This is a genomic window from Roseivirga sp. AWQ4_251 (genome assembly GCF_056158225.1).
In genome coordinates this window covers 450,440-469,168 of record NZ_JBSWSW010000002.1, presented here as the reverse complement: position 1 = coordinate 469,168, position 18,729 = coordinate 450,440, and the positions used below count along the sequence as shown (strand labels likewise).

Annotated in this window: 16 protein-coding genes; 3 read left to right on the top strand and 13 right to left on the bottom strand. The window is 41.5% G+C overall.

Translation table 11 applies throughout. The features are described from left to right. Positions 1 to 258 precede the first annotated feature (258 nt). The 3 genes from ACXACJ_RS16065 to ACXACJ_RS16055 all read left to right on the top strand — a co-directional run bounded on the left by ACXACJ_RS16065 (position 259) and on the right by ACXACJ_RS16055 (position 4,662). Positions 259 to 1,530 carry an MFS transporter gene (locus ACXACJ_RS16065; protein WP_475135426.1) on the top strand — a complete coding sequence of 424 codons (1,272 nt, stop codon included), beginning with the start codon at positions 259 to 261 and terminating at the stop codon, positions 1,528 to 1,530. 167 nt (positions 1,531 to 1,697) lie between these two features. Next, the gene (locus tag ACXACJ_RS16060) at positions 1,698 to 2,033 is read left to right on the top strand and encodes a PadR family transcriptional regulator (protein WP_475135425.1); all 336 of its coding nucleotides are present in this window, start codon (positions 1,698 to 1,700) and stop codon (positions 2,031 to 2,033) included. Continuing rightward, positions 2,026 to 4,662: an ABC transporter permease gene (locus ACXACJ_RS16055; RefSeq protein ID WP_475135424.1), complete on the top strand. Its 2,637-nt coding sequence runs from the start codon at positions 2,026 to 2,028 to the stop codon at positions 4,660 to 4,662. The genes ACXACJ_RS16060 and ACXACJ_RS16055 overlap by 8 nt, the downstream gene beginning before the upstream one ends. Before the next feature lie 176 nt (positions 4,663 to 4,838). Here ACXACJ_RS16055 and ACXACJ_RS16050 read toward each other — a convergent pair whose 3' ends face one another. From ACXACJ_RS16050 to ACXACJ_RS15990, 13 genes are all read right to left on the bottom strand, one after another. Continuing rightward, entirely contained in the window at positions 4,839 to 5,525 is a 687-nt protein-coding gene (locus ACXACJ_RS16050) for a DsbA family oxidoreductase (protein WP_475135423.1), read from the bottom strand. A 210-nt stretch (positions 5,526 to 5,735) separates the two neighbouring features. Then, entirely contained in the window at positions 5,736 to 7,328 is a 1,593-nt protein-coding gene (locus ACXACJ_RS16045; RefSeq protein WP_475135422.1) for a hypothetical protein, read from the bottom strand. 372 nt (positions 7,329 to 7,700) lie between these two features. Beyond that, positions 7,701 to 8,342: a DUF6266 family protein gene (locus tag ACXACJ_RS16040; RefSeq protein WP_382386579.1), complete on the bottom strand. Its 642-nt coding sequence runs from the start codon at positions 8,340 to 8,342 to the stop codon at positions 7,701 to 7,703. A 178-nt stretch (positions 8,343 to 8,520) separates the two neighbouring features. Then, positions 8,521 to 8,955, bottom strand: a complete 435-nt coding sequence (locus ACXACJ_RS16035) for a DUF6943 family protein (RefSeq protein WP_475135421.1) — start codon at positions 8,953 to 8,955, stop codon at positions 8,521 to 8,523. 708 nt (positions 8,956 to 9,663) lie between these two features. Beyond that, positions 9,664 to 11,316 carry a mercury(II) reductase gene (merA, locus tag ACXACJ_RS16030; RefSeq protein WP_475135420.1) on the bottom strand — a complete coding sequence of 551 codons (1,653 nt, stop codon included), beginning with the start codon at positions 11,314 to 11,316 and terminating at the stop codon, positions 9,664 to 9,666. Continuing rightward, positions 11,316 to 11,672, bottom strand: a complete 357-nt coding sequence (locus tag ACXACJ_RS16025; protein ID WP_382386582.1) for a heavy-metal-associated domain-containing protein — start codon at positions 11,670 to 11,672, stop codon at positions 11,316 to 11,318. Before ACXACJ_RS16025 ends, merA begins: the two co-directional genes overlap by 1 nt. Before the next feature lie 47 nt (positions 11,673 to 11,719). Then, the gene (gene merTP / locus ACXACJ_RS16020; protein WP_382386583.1) at positions 11,720 to 12,325 is read right to left on the bottom strand and encodes a mercuric transport protein MerTP; all 606 of its coding nucleotides are present in this window, start codon (positions 12,323 to 12,325) and stop codon (positions 11,720 to 11,722) included. Next, complete coding sequence (locus ACXACJ_RS16015) at positions 12,322 to 12,699, bottom strand: ArsR/SmtB family transcription factor (RefSeq protein WP_475134208.1); 378 nt, start codon at positions 12,697 to 12,699, stop codon at positions 12,322 to 12,324. The genes merTP and ACXACJ_RS16015 overlap by 4 nt, the downstream gene beginning before the upstream one ends. A 1,029-nt stretch (positions 12,700 to 13,728) precedes the next feature. Further along, positions 13,729 to 14,520: a cation efflux transmembrane domain-containing protein gene (locus ACXACJ_RS16010; RefSeq protein WP_188462895.1), complete on the bottom strand. Its 792-nt coding sequence runs from the start codon at positions 14,518 to 14,520 to the stop codon at positions 13,729 to 13,731. 75 nt (positions 14,521 to 14,595) lie between these two features. Then, entirely contained in the window at positions 14,596 to 14,844 is a 249-nt protein-coding gene (acpP, locus tag ACXACJ_RS16005; protein WP_008610952.1) for an acyl carrier protein, read from the bottom strand. A gap of 11 nt (positions 14,845 to 14,855) precedes the next feature. Beyond that, positions 14,856 to 15,062 (bottom strand): hypothetical protein, encoded by a 207-nt coding sequence (locus tag ACXACJ_RS16000; protein WP_008610953.1) that lies wholly within the window; start codon positions 15,060 to 15,062, stop codon positions 14,856 to 14,858. A 36-nt stretch (positions 15,063 to 15,098) separates the two neighbouring features. Beyond that, a complete protein-coding gene (gene lpdA, locus ACXACJ_RS15995; RefSeq protein ID WP_475135419.1) occupies positions 15,099 to 16,502 on the bottom strand; it encodes a dihydrolipoyl dehydrogenase in 1,404 nt (467 codons plus the stop codon). A gap of 210 nt (positions 16,503 to 16,712) precedes the next feature. After that, a complete protein-coding gene (locus tag ACXACJ_RS15990; RefSeq protein ID WP_475135418.1) occupies positions 16,713 to 18,680 on the bottom strand; it encodes an FTR1 family protein in 1,968 nt (655 codons plus the stop codon). Positions 18,681 to 18,729 lie beyond the last annotated feature (49 nt).

Genomic DNA, 18,729 nt, shown 5'->3' with positions numbered 1-18,729 from the left:
CCGTACTTTAATTATATAAATATATAAACTTGAATAAAGACAGCTCGGTGAGTATAGGTTTCAGCGAGATTCTAAGCCTAGAGTAAGGGGCATTTTATTCCGCTTTCGATATTCAATCAGGCGACAAAATGTATTTACCAAAAGAAGAGAGAATCACGGTTCGGTAGAAACTATAGGGGAGTGGAGTTATTCACTCCTTTTTTTCTGAATTTAAATGCAAATTGCGCTGTTGTTAGCACAAGCTAAGCCTGTTTGATTATGTCTAAAAAAGATCCGTACGCAGCTCTGCGTTATCGGGAATTCAATGTTTTCCTTTTGGTTCGATTTGCCATGGTCTTCGCTTGGTCCATGCAATTTGTGGTGATAGAGTGGGAGGTTTATAGTCTCACTAAAGATCCGCTTTCGCTGGGCTATATTGGTCTGGCTGAGGTTATTCCTGCGGTGTTGATGGCCCTTTTTGCAGGTCATATCACCGATAGAAGCGAGAAGAGAAGTTTGCTGATCAAGTGTGTGATTGGCTTTTCGGTTATCAGCTTTGGTTTGTTTCTGCTCACCTGGCCTAAAGTGGTGGGCAATTGGTCAACCGGCCTGATTCTGACCGGCATTTATACCTTGGTTTTCCTTGGCGGATTTGTCCGCGCCTTTATCTTCCCGACCATCTTTTCTTTACTGGCCCTTATTGTACCGAAAAGGCTTTATCCCAATGCTGCTACCTGGAGCAGTACCACAGGTCAATTGGGTAGGATGCTTGGGCCTGCTTTGGGCGGTGTTACCATTTCGCTCATTGGAGTGCACTGGTCTATGTGTATCATCTTCGGATTCTCTTTACTAGCCTTTGTAAGCCTGTTTCAGATTGGAAAGAAACCAATCATGAACAAGAACACCGAGCAAAAAATCTGGAGTAGCCTGGGTGAAGGACTTTCCTTTGTTTTTAAGGAAAAGGCCATTTTCGGAGCCATTACACTCGATATGATAGCCGTGCTTTTCGGAGGTGCTGTGGCCCTTTTGCCAGTTTTCGCTCAGGATATTTTGCAGGTGGGCTCAGAAGGTTTTGGCATTCTTCGGGCTGCACCGGCAGTCGGTTCCGCCATCATTATGTTCGTGGCGGCTTATTTTCCATTGCATAAGAAGGCCGGGATGAAACTGCTCGCTGTAGTCTTTGGTTTCGGAGTTTGTATCATTGTTTTCGGCCTGTCGAAAATCTTCTGGATTTCTGTGGTAGCCCTGTTCTTTAGCGGAGTTACGGATGGCATTTCAATGATCATCCGCCAAACCATTATGCAGCTCAAAACCCCAGATAATATGCGCGGACGGGTAGCTTCTGTAAACTCCATCTTTATCGGTTCTTCCAATGAGTTGGGTGCCTTTGAAAGTGGCTTTACCGCCCGATTGATGGGCACGGTAACCGCAGTGGTTTTTGGTGGCAGTATGACTTTGATTACCGTAATTACCACCGGATTGGTACTGCCTTCATTCAGAAAACTCGACCTTCAGAAAGATATGGAAGAGCATGAGGCGTCTGAAGAATAGAATTTATAATCGTATCAATCTCATTGCATAAAGGAATTAGTATCAGTCATTGAATCTCAAATGATTTGATTAATAGGTGGTTAAGTTCCGGAGCAATTCATTTCCTCTATTTCTTTTACAACTTATATAGAAATGTTGTGTATGTTTGTTTTACAAATTCAATAGTAATGAGTAGAACAACTTATTTAGGCGAATTCGAGGAGTTAATATTAACCATGGTATTGATTCTGGATGATGATGCCTACGGTAACACAATCGTGAACGGAATTAAAGAGCATCAGAACAGGGAGGTCAACCTGAGCTCGGTGCACATTACGCTCTATCGATTGGAAGATAAAGGCTATCTGGAGTCGCATTATGGTGGAGCAACCAATGTGAGGGGAGGAAGAAAGAAACGCTATTTCAAAATCACAAACGCGGGCAAGGCAATTCTTCAGGAAATGAAGGACGCCAGAAACAAACTTTGGGAGCTTACTCCACAGTTGAAATTCAGCCATGTCTGAAATACAACCGCCTCGCTTATTCACCAGATTCTTTAAATGGTACTGTAAAGCACCATTGCAGGAAAGCATTCTGGGCGATTTGGAAGAAGCCTTTTACGAGGAGGCAGAAGCCAAAGGCCTGTTTAAAGCGAGATGGAAATACATCTGGACGATTCTGAGGTTTTTCAGACCCGGTATTGTCCGAAGCTTAGAAGGAACTCAAAAACTCAATAATTACGGTATGGTCAAAAACAACTTCAAAATTGGTATGCGCAGCATACTGAGAAACAAGGTTTTCTCAATTCTCAATATCACAGGCTTAAGTGTAGGCTTAGCGAGCTGCCTTCTCATTCTTATTTATGTGAAGAATGAACTTTCATACGATACTTACAATGCCAATTATGATCGCACTTATAGAATCATACACCATTACGGAGGAAGGGATGCTGATTTAAAAGATGTTGTGTTGCCTGTTTCCGAGTATCAGGTTTGGGGAGCTGCTCCTGTTGGGCCAGCAATGAAAGAATTTTATCCTCAGGTTGAGAGTGTTTTCCGCTTTACGAGCCATTTCAATTGGCTGGTTGAGTATAAGGGAAAGCGCTTTCAGGAAAAGAATGTGGTTTTTGGTGACTTTACTTTTTACAAGATATTTTCTTGGGATTGGCTTGCAGGAAATGCTGAAACGGCTTTGGTTAGGCCGTCTACCATTATTCTGAGTAAAAAGCTGGCCGAGAAATATTTTGGCGAAGAAAATCCAGTAGGTGAGTTGCTGCTAATGGATGGCGAGTATCTCTACGAAGTCACAGGGGTTTACGACATTCCAGCCAATTCTCACTTTAGTGTCGATGCCATTATCTCCATGTCCTCTTTCTATGGCTCTAGGTCCGAGATTTTTGAAGCATGGGGATATGTTGATTTCTACACCTATTTCACCTTGAATGAACAGGCGGATATTAAGAAACTCAGTGCGAAAATCCCTGAATTTTTGAATGCTCATTACACCGATAGTTACGGTTTTACCATTCGGTTTGAAGCTTTAAAAGATGCTTATTTAAATTCAGAGGCGAAGCGTCAGCCAGGTCCAGTTGGCAGCAAAAACAATATTTATCTGTTCGTTTCGGTGGCCTTCTTTATCCTGTTGATCGCCTGTATCAATTTTATCAATATTTCAACGGCTAGGTCTATTGATCGGGCCAAAGAAGTTGCGGTTAGAAAAACCTTGGGCTCTAGCAAAGGCCCATTGATCTCTCAATTTCTTATTGAATCTGTATTGATTACTTTTTTTGCCGGTTTATTGGCTGTGGTGATGGTTTCCGTTGGACACCGATATCTCGAAATTTTAATTGGTAAACCACTTTTGTTGGATTGGTTGTTTTCTCCTGTCAATCTGTTAACGGGCGTGTTGTTGGTGTTTTTATTGGGAATTCTTGCAGGTCTTTATCCTGCATTAGTTTTGTCGAATTTCAGGCCGCTACAGGTTCTAAGAGGCTCGTTTAAGAATTCATCGAAAGGAGTTTGGCTCAGAAAATCATTAGTGGTTATACAATTTGGGCTTTCCATTATGTTGTTGGCCGGAACAGCCATTGTTCACCAACAGCTCGATTATATTAGAGATTTTGATAAGGGATTTGAGCCTGAGCAAGTGCTGGTTATTGATTATGGTGCAGATCCTAAGGTGCAGAAGAATATCAAATTCATTAAAACTCAATTGTTAAAACATAGTGCGGTAGAGTCAGCGTCTTATTCACGAGCAACTCCCGGAGATTTCTTCCCAAATGCTGGAACTACGATTGAAGGGCCAACTGGGGAGCGAGTCAGCGGATCGCCAGCCATTTATGAAATAGATGAGGACTTTGTTCCCACCTATGATATGGAAATCATTGCTGGAAGAAATTTCTCGAGGGATTTTCCCACTGATTCTACTACAGCCTTAATGGTGAATGAAGCTGCTGCAAAGCTTTTTGGTTATAGCGATCCCAAAGAGATTGTAGGTAAGCGTTTCAGCCAATGGGGGCGTGAAGGAAAGGTTGTAGGGGTGATTAAGGACTTTAATTATGTCTCTTTACACAATGAGGTTGAACCCTTGACTTTAAGGTATTCAATTTGGTACGACACAGAAAAGTTTTCCGTCAAGTTGAAATCTAATGATTTTGGACAAACCCTCAGCGAATTGGAAGCTATCTGGAAGGAAAATGTACCTAATTATCCTTTTAATGCCCATTTTAACGATATGAGTTTTAATGATCAATATGAGGCAGATGAACGTTTTGGGATGGTTTTTTACTCCTTTTCTGTGTTGGCCATTTTTGTTGCCTGTTTGGGTTTGTTCGGTCTTACAATTTATACGACCAATCAAAGAGCCAAGGAAATAGGAATTAGAAAAGTGTTGGGCGCTTCTATTCAGCGAATAGTATCCATTTTGTCCCTCGACTTTATCAAATTGTTTGGTATTGCTTTGATGCTGGCTATCCCCGTTTCGTACTGGATTATGTCGACCTGGTTGGCCACTTTCGCTTATCAGACTTCAATTGGCTGGCAAGTTTTCGCATTTGCGGCTTTAATCACTTTGGTGGTTTCTCTTTTAACCATGAGCTTTAAAACAATCGGAGCAGCCATGTCCAATCCAACAAAAATATTGAAAGATGAATAGTTGAATAAAGCAGGAAGTACAAAGGAGGCTGTTTTAAGAACTCCAAAAACCGTCATTCTGAATTCATTTCAGAATCTGTTAGTTATGGTTATAATTGATCCAAAGACCCTGAAACAAGTTCAGGGTGACGTAATGCTAGTTTTTGAAACAGCCTCTTCTTTTATGAATTTTAGCCTCTAACACTCACCATCAATAGAACAACTTTCGCCTTCTGCACTTTGCTTTTCTTGCCATTCGGTAAATGATTGCTCCAAGGCCGATAAAAAATGTTCTGGTGGTTGAGCACCTGAAACCGCATATTTTCTATCGAAAACAAAGAACGGAACACCTTGAACCCTGATTTGTTGAGCTTCTTCAATATCGTTTTTAACGTAGTTGGCGAAAGCCTCATTGGTTAAAGCGAGCTCTACATCTTCGGCAGTTAAACCAACTCTTTCGGCCAATTCTACCAAAACTTTTCCATCGCTGATGTCTTTGCCTTCGGTGAAGTAAGCATGAAGCAATTGCTCTTTCATAGCATCACCCAATTTGCTGCGTTTTGCTAATTGAAGCACTCTATGCGCCTTAAATGAATTGGCAACTACAGCTTTTTCGAAGTGATAATCCAAACCTGCATTCTTGGCCATTTCTTCTACCCGAGCATGCATTTGAACCGATTGATCATAGCTAATGCCTTTCGATTTGGCCAAATATTCATAAACACTCTCGTTGATGTTATCGGGCATATTCGGGTTTAGCTGAAAGCTTTTCCATGTGATTTCCACAGAGTCGGCTCCTGAAAATTCCGAAAGTGCCTTTTCAAGATTGCGTTTCCCGATATAACAAAACGGGCACATTACATCGCTCCAAATCTCAATATTCATAGTGGGTCAATTATCAATTCAGATGATACAACTGAAAGAAGGGAAGATTGATTCCATCGATCGGATTATTAAGATTAGCCACTCATTGGTCTGTTTGAGGATGTTAATGTAAAAGCAAGCATTAACGTCTTTATTGCAGCTTAATGATTGGAATAACAAACATTGATTGGAAAGCCTTCAATCCTTTAATTATCACATAAGTTAAAATTCTCAATCGAAAGGAGACTGATGAATAATTACTTGTCTCGCTTTACCAGTTTGCTGGTTAACCAAGGTTATAGGTACAGGTTTCATATCATAGGGCGATTGAATTGCCTGAGAAAAAATAGAACCATCATAAGCGATGAGCATGGTTTGTTCATAGTTGTTTACAAGGGTCCAATTTCCTTCATCATTTAACCAAAGATATTGACCAGTAGAAGTGAAGACTATAGAAACGATAGGCAATCCGTCTTCCCTGAAGGAACTAAAATTTATAGTAACTGCTGAATTACTTAAGGAGTTGATATCACTTAGCTTAACTGAGCCAGGGGAACTTGATCCTGCTTCTGCCTGCAGAAGTGATTCTTTAGTGGTACCATCATAAATGAACGCATGAAGTGGCAAGTATTGATTCTGACTGACATAGGGAAGGGTATTGAGAATACCATCAACTGAGCCCATATAGAGATCGCCACTGGCTGATAAGAGATGTGTTTCTGGTGCCAGAAAAAGACCTGTATTGAATTCCCCAGGTTGAACCCAATCCGGTTCAGTAATCAATAGTGCTGAGGTAAGGTCATCCCCTGCTTGGTTAATAAGAATTTTAATAGGACCATAAGTGCCATTATTAAGTCTTACGTTGGAGCAGGTAACTTCTTGTCCTTCGTCCAGGCACCATGCTGAATTAAATTCAGAAGTTTGGTAGTCAGGGTAAATATTAATGAACTTATTGTCTGTAAAGTATGAGGTATATCCACTGTCTTCAGCCATAGCAGCCAAATGAATCTTTTGTGGCATGGTTGGGGTGATAGCTGGAGAGAAACAAATGGTATCAGTACAATAGATTGGAGTAGTAGTTTCTTTATCCTGTCCGTTGACCTGTTGCATACCAAACCATGTTGCGGCAAAGTGCGCGGTATTGAAGCCGGTTTGATTAGGGTTTGCTTTGCCGTATTCTATTATTGTTTTTAGGTGATCAGCAAAATGCTGAGACCATAGTTTGAAATCACTTCCAAAGTCGCGGCCGTTTTCTGCAATGCTGGTTGCATAACCCATCAGATATAAGCCCTGTATCATCTTGGATTTTATATACATGTAGCCTGGAAGACTCAGGCCGCCTTGGAGTAAAGGCTGATTATTAAAAACCGAGGAGGTGAGTATTTCATTAAGCGTGTTTAGGGCATAAAGAGTAGAGTTGGAATTATTGAACACTGCTAGGGCATAGCTTTTAGACTGGCTGTCGGCATAGAGATTTTCATAGTCGGAGTCAATGTATCCGAAGAGAATATCAAGCCTTTCTTCATTATTCTCAGATAGTTGTTTCGATATTTCCTGTAGTTCACTTTCAATAGTCCCTAATTCACTTTTTATATCGTCTAGTTGCTGACTGATATGATTAAGTCCCTGTAGAACTTCATTGCGAAACTTGGCGGTTGCCTCTGCCTGTTTTTCAGCCGCACTAGGCCCAAACAGACTTCCAAAAATACCAGTAACAATGGAGGCTGCAGAAAAGAAAGCTGATGCTTGCGGATATGATGCGCTAAGTTTAGATAATCCACCCAGGACTTGAGATGCTTCGTTGAAGTTTGAGGCCGTTGACATAATTCTATTTATCGTTGAAGTTTGGCATAAACTACACTTTGTATCCCAGTTTTCAAATGTGTTCTTTGACAATGCTGTTCTCTGCTAGTTTCGAGTTTACATGTGAACTATCTTCTTTCATGGGACGTAGCTGTGAGTTTATGGTTATTGTCACATTTGTTTCAAAGACGGATAGCTTGTAGACCTACTTCCTGATACAATATCTTTTCAATACCTGTATATCAGGTAGTTACATCTTATTAGCAACATATTAGCAACAAGAAGTGTTGATATTAGGCTAATTAAGGACTAAAGAAAGGAAAAATCGAGGGGTACGGGCATAAAAAAACCGCTCCACAAAGGAAGCGGTTTTCAAGGAAAACACCAATCGCTTTACGCAACTGTTACAGAGCCTAAATAAACGCTGTTAGCGACTTTAGTTCCGTCTTCTGATACAAACCCTAAGAAGACTTCAACATCTTCTCCTGAGTACTCAGAAGGCACTGGAATGGTCGCTGATCCGGCAGACCTTGCTGGTCCCGCAGTGGTGAACACTGCTTCCCCTCGGGTAGTGTTCAAAAGAGCAATCAGAGCCTTGTCTGTTGCCTGAGCACTTCCGCTTCCTGAATTGTCTGTCCAGGTTGCTTCTACGTTTCCAGCACTTGGAGAAGTCGCTGCACCGTTGGCCGCACCTGTCAAGTTACCACGAGTAACCAACGCACTTGCATAGTCAATCATGAAGTTTGGATAAGCTCCGGTAACTGCATTGTTCAGGTTGTAAGACATGGCCGCATTGAATTGGGTCATACGGTTTGCATACAACTTGAAACCAACTCTCAGGAAGTCTGTCATTGGTTGCAAGAACCTTAGGACAGTTGAGAATTTAGAACGCTGGTCAACCTGACCTTCAGTTCTTGGGTTCGCTACACTGGAAGGTTTGATGCGCAGGTAATCGATGCCCTTCCAAGTTCCACCGATTACATTCCCAACCTGTCCTGAGACACCACCGAGAATACCTTGATTAATTTTTCCCATCTCTTTACGATTTTTAAGGAGTTAAACATTTGCTTGGACTTGACACGGACTTACCATGGATTTGCCCTTCGCCAACTAAATTACTTCAAGAATTAAGCGGTAGTTCTCTTTTGGGTGCTGTTGCGGTAGTGTGCTTTATTTTGCTTTTGTTGCGCTGTTTTTTTGGCAGGGCAGGAATCTATCCTGTACCTGTTTCTTTCATCAAGTCAAAAAATATGGCTTGTCTGGCAGTATCAATCATCTTTAGTGTGACCTTGATTTTTTGCTCGTTGGTATCGAGTAGTTGAAGGGCTTGAATTGCCTTCTGAAATGCCTGGTCTTTGCAGCTTGCTTTGGTGGAGCTTTCCCGAATCAGCTTTCGGATTTCATCAATAGTCACAAATGGAATCACGGAGCCTTTCAGGAGATAGTGAAATGATTTTGACCTCCACAATCCAAAGCATAGCCAAAAGAGAAATTCCCTGTCCTCTTGGTTGTCGGTGAGGCAAACAAAGCAATTCGGGCAAGCTTGGTTGAGCGGTTTTCCGCTGTTCAATCCTTTATTCAGGATAAAGAAGTGCGGCTGTTGGTAGCTGCTTTCCAGTCGGTGTGTTTTGATACGAAACGATTTCATACAGTGAGCCATTAAAGTTTAGCTCGCTGCGCTTCGCATATATTTTTTCAAAAGAGAAAAGAAAAAAGGGAAAAAAAGAAAAGAGAAAGCTGTCTTTCAGGCGGGTGCGGCTCGGCTGTCAAGGTTTTTGGAAAAAATACTACCCGAAGGGTGGAGATTTTTTTCAAAACCCGTAGGGTTTGACCTTGACTGTCCGAAAGTGCGATGGGCATGTGCGAGCCCGCCTATCTTTGCTTTTCTCTTTTTAAAATTTTCCCTTAACGAGTAAAAAAAAGAGCCCCCTAAAAAGGAAGCTCTGAAATGCACAACTCGAACCAAAAAACACGAAGCGTATAATCTGTGATACCACAACGCTGAATGCCTGCATGGAACGGAAGGCCTGAGGTGCGAACGCCCGCCAACAACCACCGGCTGCCGAAACGGACTCTGAATAATAACTTAAACATAATGCCCTCACACTACAGAACGGTGCGATTGCAGCAAGGGCTGTGGGAAAAAAATACTACCCGAAGGGTGGAGATTTTTTTTCCTAACAGGCGAAGCGAGCCCTTGCAGCTCTCGCATCCGCACGCCTGTAACTTTGCTTTATGTTTGAGTGATTATTGACTATTTATGGCTATTAAATGCCAATTCTATGAACCAGTACTATTTGAATAGCAAGGCAATGCATGAATGGGAATCGAAAACATAGAATTGAAGGAATTTGATTTAGCTTGCACAACAACTTAATTTCGATACGTCTTTTCCGAAAGTTATGGCTGCTAATTTTATTCCTTCTCCCAAAGTCAAATAAGGGTAGAAACTGTCTGCTAAGTCTTTCACCGTTATTCCGTATTTGATTGCCATACTTAATTGTTGGATAAGTTCTCCGCCTTGGGGTGCGACTACTCTTGCACCAATGAGTTTATCGGTTTCGGTGTTACGAATGAGTTTGATAAAACCCCTTGTGTCGTTTGCTGCTATGGCTCTCGGCACGTCTTTGAGTTCCAATTTTGAAACTTCAAACGGAATGCCTTTTGCTTCTGCCTGTGCTTCATCTAAACCTGCGCCTGCAATTTGTGGGTCAGTAAAAACCACCCAAGGTAAAGAGGAATAATCGGCTTTGTTTTCTGTTCCTGAGAAAGCATTTTCAACGGCAATTTTACCTTCAAAAGCGGCTGTGTAAACAAATGCAGGGGTGTTGGTTACGTCACCTGCTGCGTAAATGTTGGATAGATTGGTTTCCATCTTTTCATTTACTGCAATGTGTCCGCTTTGGGTGAGTTCCAAACCAATGTTGTCCAATCCTAATTGATTTGTATTGGCTTTTGTTCCTGTGGCAATTACCACCCTTCCTTTTTCTACTATTTGAGTAAATGAACCATCAGGACATTTGCAATGGATGATAGTTTCATTTCCTTGCTTTTTAAATTTTACGGCTCTGAAATTGGGTAAAATTTCTATGCCTTCCTTTCGTATTTGGGTTTCCAATGCTTCGCTGATGTCTGGGGTTTGTGTACGTAATACTCGGTCGGTAAATTCAATGATGCGGACTTTTACGCCTAAACGATTGTAAGCCATTGCGATTTCCAATCCGATATAACCTGCTCCCATAATGGTCAGGCTTTCGGGTTTTTCTTCCAAGTCGAATAGGGAAACATTGGTCAAATAGTCAATTTTGTCCAATCCTTCAATAGTCGGAATGTTGGTAGTAGCTCCAGTGGCTATTAAAAATTTGATGGCTTTGTATTCTTTGCCGTCTACTTCAATGGTTTTGTTGTTCTTGAACTTTGCCCAACCTTTTAGCATAGTCAGGTTTTCAAAATCGCTTACCACATCCATATACTTTTTCTCCTGAAGTGTCGCTACTAATTTTTTCTTGGCTTTAATGATTTGTGCGAAATCAATGTCAACACCTTTTGGTTTGATGCCTTCAAAGTTGGAATGCGTAGCGTGATAAACCGTTTCACCTGCACGAATTAGGTTTTTAGATGGCACACAACCCACATTTACACAAGTACCGCCAAAGTCTAAACCACCGTTTACCATTAAGGTCGATAATCCTAAACTTTCGGCTTTAATGGTTGCCGAAAATGCAGCCGAACCACCACCGATAATGATTAAATCAAATTGGTTTTTGCCACTGCTTCCATTTTCTGGAAGTTCACTTTTTACACGATAGTTTTTTGTACCGTTGATGGTGTTGATGATTTCTTCTTTGCTGGTTTTGGCAGGGTCAAAAGAACATTCACAAGTAGCTTTTGGATAGCTCACATTTGCTTCTTTTACACCTTCATTTTTAGAAAGTAGTTTTTCAATGCCTGTGGCACAATGGTCGCAGGTCATACCTGTGATGTTAAGTTTTATGGTTTCTTTGTTCATTATGATTTCTCTTTTTTATTTTCTTTAATGATTTCGGCTTTATAGCCTGTCTGCTCAATAACCTTGATGATAGCATCAGGATTTGTTTTCTTTGGGTCGTACTGGATAGTTGCCAAATCGCCCGGATATTCCACTTTGTGTTCTATAATGCCGTCCACTTCTTTGAGGGCATTTGAAATGTGGTTGGAACAACCTGCACAAGTCATTCCCGTGATTTTCAGTTTCAGGGTTTTACCTTCTTGCTGGGTTGTATATGCCGTTTGTGCTTTACTGTCAGTCGGTTTGCAACATTTAGCATTGACCTGAGCTATTCCAATTAGAAACAAAGCACTCAATAGAATTAAATTCTTTTTCATTGTATAATTATTTAATTAAGTTCTTAAATACGAGAAGCAAAAAAATACTATTTCTTGCCAACCACTTTATAACCTGTACCGTTGATGGCTTCTTCAATTTGAGCAACGCTCACTTTGGTTTGGTCAAATTCTACTTTGGCAGTCGCTTCTTCATAAATTGCATCTACCTTAACAATGCCTGGTAATTTGTTCACGTCATTTTCTACGTGCGAAGCACAACCATTGCAAGTCATTCCTTTTACATCAAAAGTTACTGTTTGGATGTCAGAGGCATTAACGATTATAACTTCCTTGTTGTCGTTTGAAGGATAGAAAATGTGTGCGTATTTTGGAAATGCAAGCATCAAGGCTGCAAACACGGTTACAATTCCCAAAAATGTTTTGGTCTGCATAAAAGATTTCTTTTCGTCTTCTTCGCAATCACATTGGATTTCTTCTGCTGATCGGGGTTTGAGTTTCTGATACCAAGCAAAGCCCAATACCAAAACGGTGATACCGATTAGATAAGGTCTTGCTGGTTCCATCCATGAAAAGGTAGATGCCACTCCTGAAGCTCCTGAAATAAGAGCCAATACAGGTGTAATGCAGCAAAGTGATGCTGCTACTGCCGAAAGCACACCCGCTCCGACAAGTCTGTTGTTTTTCTTGTTCATACTGTTTCCTTTTTTGAATTGTTTATGATGTGTTTAAAAAATGGACGAAGTAAAGTAAGTTGCTCCTGTTTCAAAGAGTAGAAAATGGTTTGTCCTTCTCTTTTACCTTCAATGACGTTTCCGTCTTTTAGTTTTCTGAGGTGTTGCGAAACGGCAGGGATGCTCATTCCGAGAATGTCTGAAAGGTCGCAAGGACAAAGTTCGTTTTCTTCTTCTAAGAGAAATAAGATTTTTAACCTTACTTCGTTTCCTGCCAATGCTAAAAGTCCACTCAGTTGGCTGAATGCCTTGTCATTGGTTTGAAGTATTTCTCTACAATTGTCTATTTGAACCTTGTCGGCAAACACTCTGATACACGATTGATTGTTTTCCATAATCTTCCTGTTTGGGATTTAATAACGCAGCAAAGATACAAATAGTTTTCTTATTTAAGCAAATGCTTAATAATTACTCTATGAGCCTTTGCTTTTCTCGGGAGAGGTGGAAACGCAGGTAAACCAAGGCGAAGCCATTTCTGCGAGCCGCCTGCGAGCGGAGCAAGGGTGGTGGCTGCAAAAGCCCGAAGAATGAGGGCGGCAGACGCCTACCGTTTACGGCAGGGCTGGCGTGATTTTTTGCATCAGGGTCGGCAAAGGCAAGGGTAGCGACTGAACGGAACGAAACGATTGTTGGAAAGGAATGGAGCAATAACTGCCTGCAATAGCATGGGGAGTATTTGTAGATTTCAATTGCCATACAAATACATTGAAGGAGAATTGCAGGCAGATTGCGGAATGACTTTGCGTTAGCTCGTGTAGTGTAGTGAATGAGCTACTCTTGTGTGCGGTGCTGAAAGTGGCTGAATGAAAGGAATGAGGAACGAGTGACTGAAATGAAGCGACTGGAGGCACATGGCAGAAAGCAAAAAGCATGACAGCCCGATCAGCCCGCAGCGACCCGCAGGCGAGCAAAAACAATAAGCAGCGGCAGACCCCCAATAAAAAATATTGTGAGAGTAGCGAACACCTTAGAAGGGGTTTGGGGGGATGAAATAGCTGCGAGTGAGGATGGAGAGAGTGTGTGAAGCAAAACAAGTGAACGGCAGTGAGTGAGCACCTACTGGAGCGCAAACGAACTGGTAAGTGAACGGTATATGCAAGGGCGACCGAAGGGAGTTTATTACACCCTTGCAGATATGTTTTTGCGGAACAAAACGGAACGACTGACAAACACCGCTTTACCTGCGTTGGGGTGTGCGTTGGGAAAAGCAAGTGTATGACTGAATGGATTGGAGTGCAACGGAAAGGAATGAAGGAGTGCTCTTGCTGTGCGGTGCAGGAAGTGGGTGAATGAAGAGAGGGAGGTACGAACGAACGGAATGAACCTATTGGAGGCACATGGGTGAGAGGTGGGATTAGAATCAATCATTTTGCCAATTTCAATATTCGAAAAGCACCACGCATAACAAAGGAGAAAACAACACCACCAACAACCAGATCCGGCCATTTACTTTTTAGAAAATAAACCAGAATCCCAGCTAGTATTACCCCTCCATTCACTATAATATCATTAGATGTAAATATCGCGCTGGCCTGCATGTGCGCTTCATCGCTTTTGGCTTTATTGATCAACCATAGGGAAACCAAGTTGCCGATAAGGGCCAGAATTGCTATAACTATCATCCATTGAAACAGCGGTGTTTCGCTTTCGCTGAAAAACCTTCGCAAGACCTCTGCAAACCCAAGTGTTGCCAATGCCATCTGAAAGTATCCGCTGAATTTTGCCACCTTCTTTTTTCTTGAAATGGCACCACCTACTGCGAATAGGCTCAACGCATATACGATGGAATCTGCCAGCATATCCAAGGAATCCGCCACAAGTCCCATAGAAGAGGAAATCCAACCTGTGGTCATTTCGATAACGAAAAATCCAAAGTTGATGCCCAAGACCCACCAAAGGATTCTTTTTTGTTTGGATTGGTCTTCCATTACGGGTGTTTCGGCTTCTGTGGTTCCCTCAAAGGAATCCCCAAGTTTTAAGCTGGCTATAGACGTTTGTATTGCTTTAACACCGTCCACGTGATATATTTCTAATTTTCTATTGGGAATATCAAAATCCAAGTGTTTTACTTGAGCATAAGACTCCAACTTCATTCGAATCATCTGCTCTTCTGAAGGGCAGTCCATTTTAGTTATTATAAAAGTGCTTTTTTTCATTATTATTTGTTACTAGATAATTTTATTTAATGATTCTTTTTGCTTTATTGGAAGCGCTAATTTTTTAATTTTTTGTTACGAATCCGTATTTTTAATCATATCCCTAATGTATGTCTCGGCTTGGCCAATGGTGTTTAATTTTTCTGCCTCATTATCTGGAATGGCTATATTGAACTCGTTTTCAAACTCTAGCATCAATTCGACCATATCCAACATATCCGCACCAAGGTCTTTCGTAAAATTCGCTTCCGGTCTTATTTGATTCGGATGTATTCCAAATTTATTGACCAAGAGCTTGTTGAATCTTATTTTAAATTCGTCCATCTGTACTTCATTTATTTATGCGATTCTATATATCTTTCCAAGAGTGACTTCAGGCTATCTAAATAGTCCACGAACGAGTTAACGGAAATCTCGGGTGTTTCGCAATCAGGGATTGTAATAGGGTTTTCATCAAGATATTGGTATAGTTCGGGGTATTCCTGCTCAATTCTCAATGTCAATTCGTTAATTTCCTTGGTCAATCGCTGAAGCTTCTTCATCTCTTTTATTCTTTATTGTGCCGGTTATTGTAAATATTAAATATGCAATGCCCTGTCTTCTGTAGCGGCCAGACAAGCTTCCTTAAAGGTCTCGGAAAATGTGGGGTGCCCGTGTGACATTCTTGCAATGTCTTCGGCAGCTGCCCGAAATTCCATCGCTACCACCGCTTCGGTGTAGCTGTCTGCAATGCGAGGGCCTATCATATGCACGCCCAATATCTCATCGGTCTGCTTATCTGCGATTACCTTGATAAAACCATCCGTATCCATACTTATTTTTGCCCTTGCATTGGCCTTGAACGGAAAAGATCCTGTTTTTATATTTTTATTGGCCTTCTTCAATTCTTCCTCTGTCAATCCTACTCCTGCAACCTCGGGTTGGGTGTACACAATATTTGGGATGAGCGAATAATTGACATGGGGCTTTTGGCCAACAATCCGTTCGGCTACGAAAACGCCCTCTTCACTGGCTTTATGGGCAAGCATTGCTCCCTGGATCACATCCCCTATAGCATATATACCCTGTACGCTGGTTTCGAGGTTTTCATTTACCGTTATCTGTCCTTTCTCATTGGTTTTCACGCCAATGTTTTCAAGGCCTAAGTTGGTAGTGTACGGTTTCCGGCCAATGGCCATAAGGCAATAGTCGCCTTCTAACAATATTTCTTCTTTATCGGAAAGGTTTTCCGCTTTCAATTCCACCTTATTATCCATGGCTGATGCATCTGTCACCTTATGTTTCAAATAAAATTCAATTCCTTGTTTTTTTAGGGAACGGTGCAGTTGATGTCCCAGTGCGCCATCCATAGTGGCGATAAGGCTATCAAAATATTCCAGAATTGACACCTTAGAGCCCAGGCGGGCGAAAACAGAACCTATCTCAACCCCGATAACGCCTCCACCAACGACCAATAAATGGTCGGGAATTTCGCGTAGGGCAAGGGCTTCCGTAGAAGAGATGATACGCTTTTTATCGATTTCAATATTGGGCAGTGAGGCGGGTTTGGACCCTGTGGCAATGATAATTTTATCGGTTTCTATAGTTTCCGTTTTAGCTTCGGCCTTAATCTCAATCGTGTTTTTGTCCTTGATGGTGCCGTGGCCTTCATAGACGGTAACTTTGTTCTTTTTCATCAGATAGTCAACGCCATTGATGATTTCCTGTACCACATCCTGTACCCTTTGGTTCATTTTTTTGATGTCGACATTGGCTTCTTTTACATCAATCCCAAAATTTTCAAATTGATGTTTGAGTTTGTAGTAATGCTCAGAGGCTTCAAGCCAGGCTTTTGACGGGATACAGCCCACATTAAGGCAGGTGCCTCCCAACGTGCTGTACCTTTCAATAATTGCCGTTTTCAATCCTAATTGAGCACATCGAATGGCGCTTACATACCCGCCAGGTCCAGAGCCTATTATAGTTACATCAAATTTTTCCATATTCGTATGTTTTTTAAATTAAAGTTGACCATTGAGCCGTTAGGGTTCAGTTTTCAGGCACCCCAACCTGTTGCTTTTCCTAAGACTTTTTGCTAACTCCTTTTAGCTTTCAACACTTTACATATTCAATTTCCTCACTTCTTATAAGCCAACAATCTCAACGCATTATACACTACTACCAGAGTAGAGCCTTCAAGTATGGATATTCTTTTATTTAGTAGCATTTGATTCAATCTGTTGGTTTAATCTGGTTTTACGGTTACTCCCATAATAGAGCAATAACATGATGACAAATAAGATGATTTGAGCCGCTACTGTTTCAATAGTGGGATATATTCCCAGCCAATCTACGCTCACCGATACAGGAAAACCGGTAATGGATAGCCATCCAGCTTCCTGAATGGAATGGACACCCTTACCGATCAGGATCAATGCTAGCAGGGTAATTACCCAGGCGGAATAGCGAAACAACTGCCGAACAGGTATCTTCTTTGAATACCTTACAAACAGGATTGCAAACAGTGCGATTAATGCAAAAGCAGCTAAAACACCCAAACCAATGGATGATTGATGAGCCGGTTGCGTTTCCAGGCTGATAGCCTGTAAAAACAAAATGGATTCGAAGGCTTCACGAAACACAACCATAAAGGAGAAAAAAGCAATACCAAACATTTTGTCTTTCTTTAGCTGTTTGCGTATTTTTTCTTCAATAAACTTTTGCCAATTTTTAGCATGTGAGTGGTCATGCAACCAGAACCCTACAAAGGCCAGGACGATTACTGCCACCAGCGAAATCATTCCTTCCATGATCTCCCGGTTTTTACCGCTTATACCAATCACCCAATCGGTGAAAAACCATCCTGCCACTCCTAACAATATGGCGGTTATCCACCCTCCGTGTACCCAGGGTATAGCCTTTTTTAGTCCTGATGAACGAATAAGAGCTAGGATAAGGGCCAGGATCAAAAATGCTTCCAGCCCCTCTCGCAACATAATTGAAGCTGACAATGCAAATGACATCCAATAATTAAGCTTTTTGTCCTGCATCATTTCCTCTGCCTGCCCCAGCATGGCAAGACCATTGTCAATTTCCTTCTCAACTTGTGCTTTGTCACCTTTACTTTCGATTACCTCCCGGATCTTAAACATTTGCTGCTCCAGGCTGGCTGTAAAAGCAGGGGCATTGGCCTTTAGTCTTGCCTCCGATGGCTCGATACCCTCCAGGTAAGCTGCCAGGGCATCTTCTCGTGCAGAGGAGTAGCTGCCGGAAGTATAATTTTGTAAAGCGCTTTTTAAATAATTTCTTGCTTTATCAAGCGAATATTTTTGTGTATTATCCTCGGGAGATTGTGTTCTCAGGCCCATTAGCAACAGCTCAGTATCAGCACTATAATCATTCCTCAGACTTTTAAGCAATTCCACATCTGAAAGGGTAGCCACCTCCTCCAAATTCACTGTATTGTTTGCCAGATCAAACTTCTGTTGCAGTTCAGTATTTTGGTCAGCTTGAGTTGTAAAGCGGAGAGATTTTATATAAAATGCCAAATCCCAAATTTCTTTATCGGATAAGGTGGCAAAACTTTGCATGGCAGTGCCTTCCACACCCAGTTTTATAGTGTTATATGCCTGAAAGGGCGAGATTTCCTGCATCAGGTTAGCATTGAGAAAATTGGTAGGAGCCGGTTTTAAGCCTGCCGCCAACCTACCGTCTCCCGATCCATTCACTCCATGGCAGGAAGTACAATTCTGTACATATAAGCTTTTTCCGTTTTTGAGATCAGGCCATATCAGAGGAGCCGTTTTAAGACCGGTCGTTTTGATAATTTCTCGTCTGGCCTGTTGGGCTAAGGTAGAAATACTTTTATGAGGAGATTTATTTTCTATTTGCTTTCCTAATTCTTTTAACTGTGACAGAATAAGCAGCTTGTTATCCTGCGGCAGATCACTTTCTTCAATGAGCAAATACACTTTGTCACTGAATTCCTGCATTTCAGCAAACTCTGCTTCATCTATAACTTGCCCGTTTTGTACAGCTGCGGTATAGTCCCTTGAAATGTAATCCAGCAAATGAATGGTGGTTCGCAGGCTACTATCATCCTTGCTTGCCATTACATTATACGAAAAAATACAAAGCAGTACACCTACCGTAAAAAATGTATATAATGAGTTTCTTATCATTTCTATTTAGTCCTTTAAAACCTCTCTAATTACATTTAGCTATCTGTTA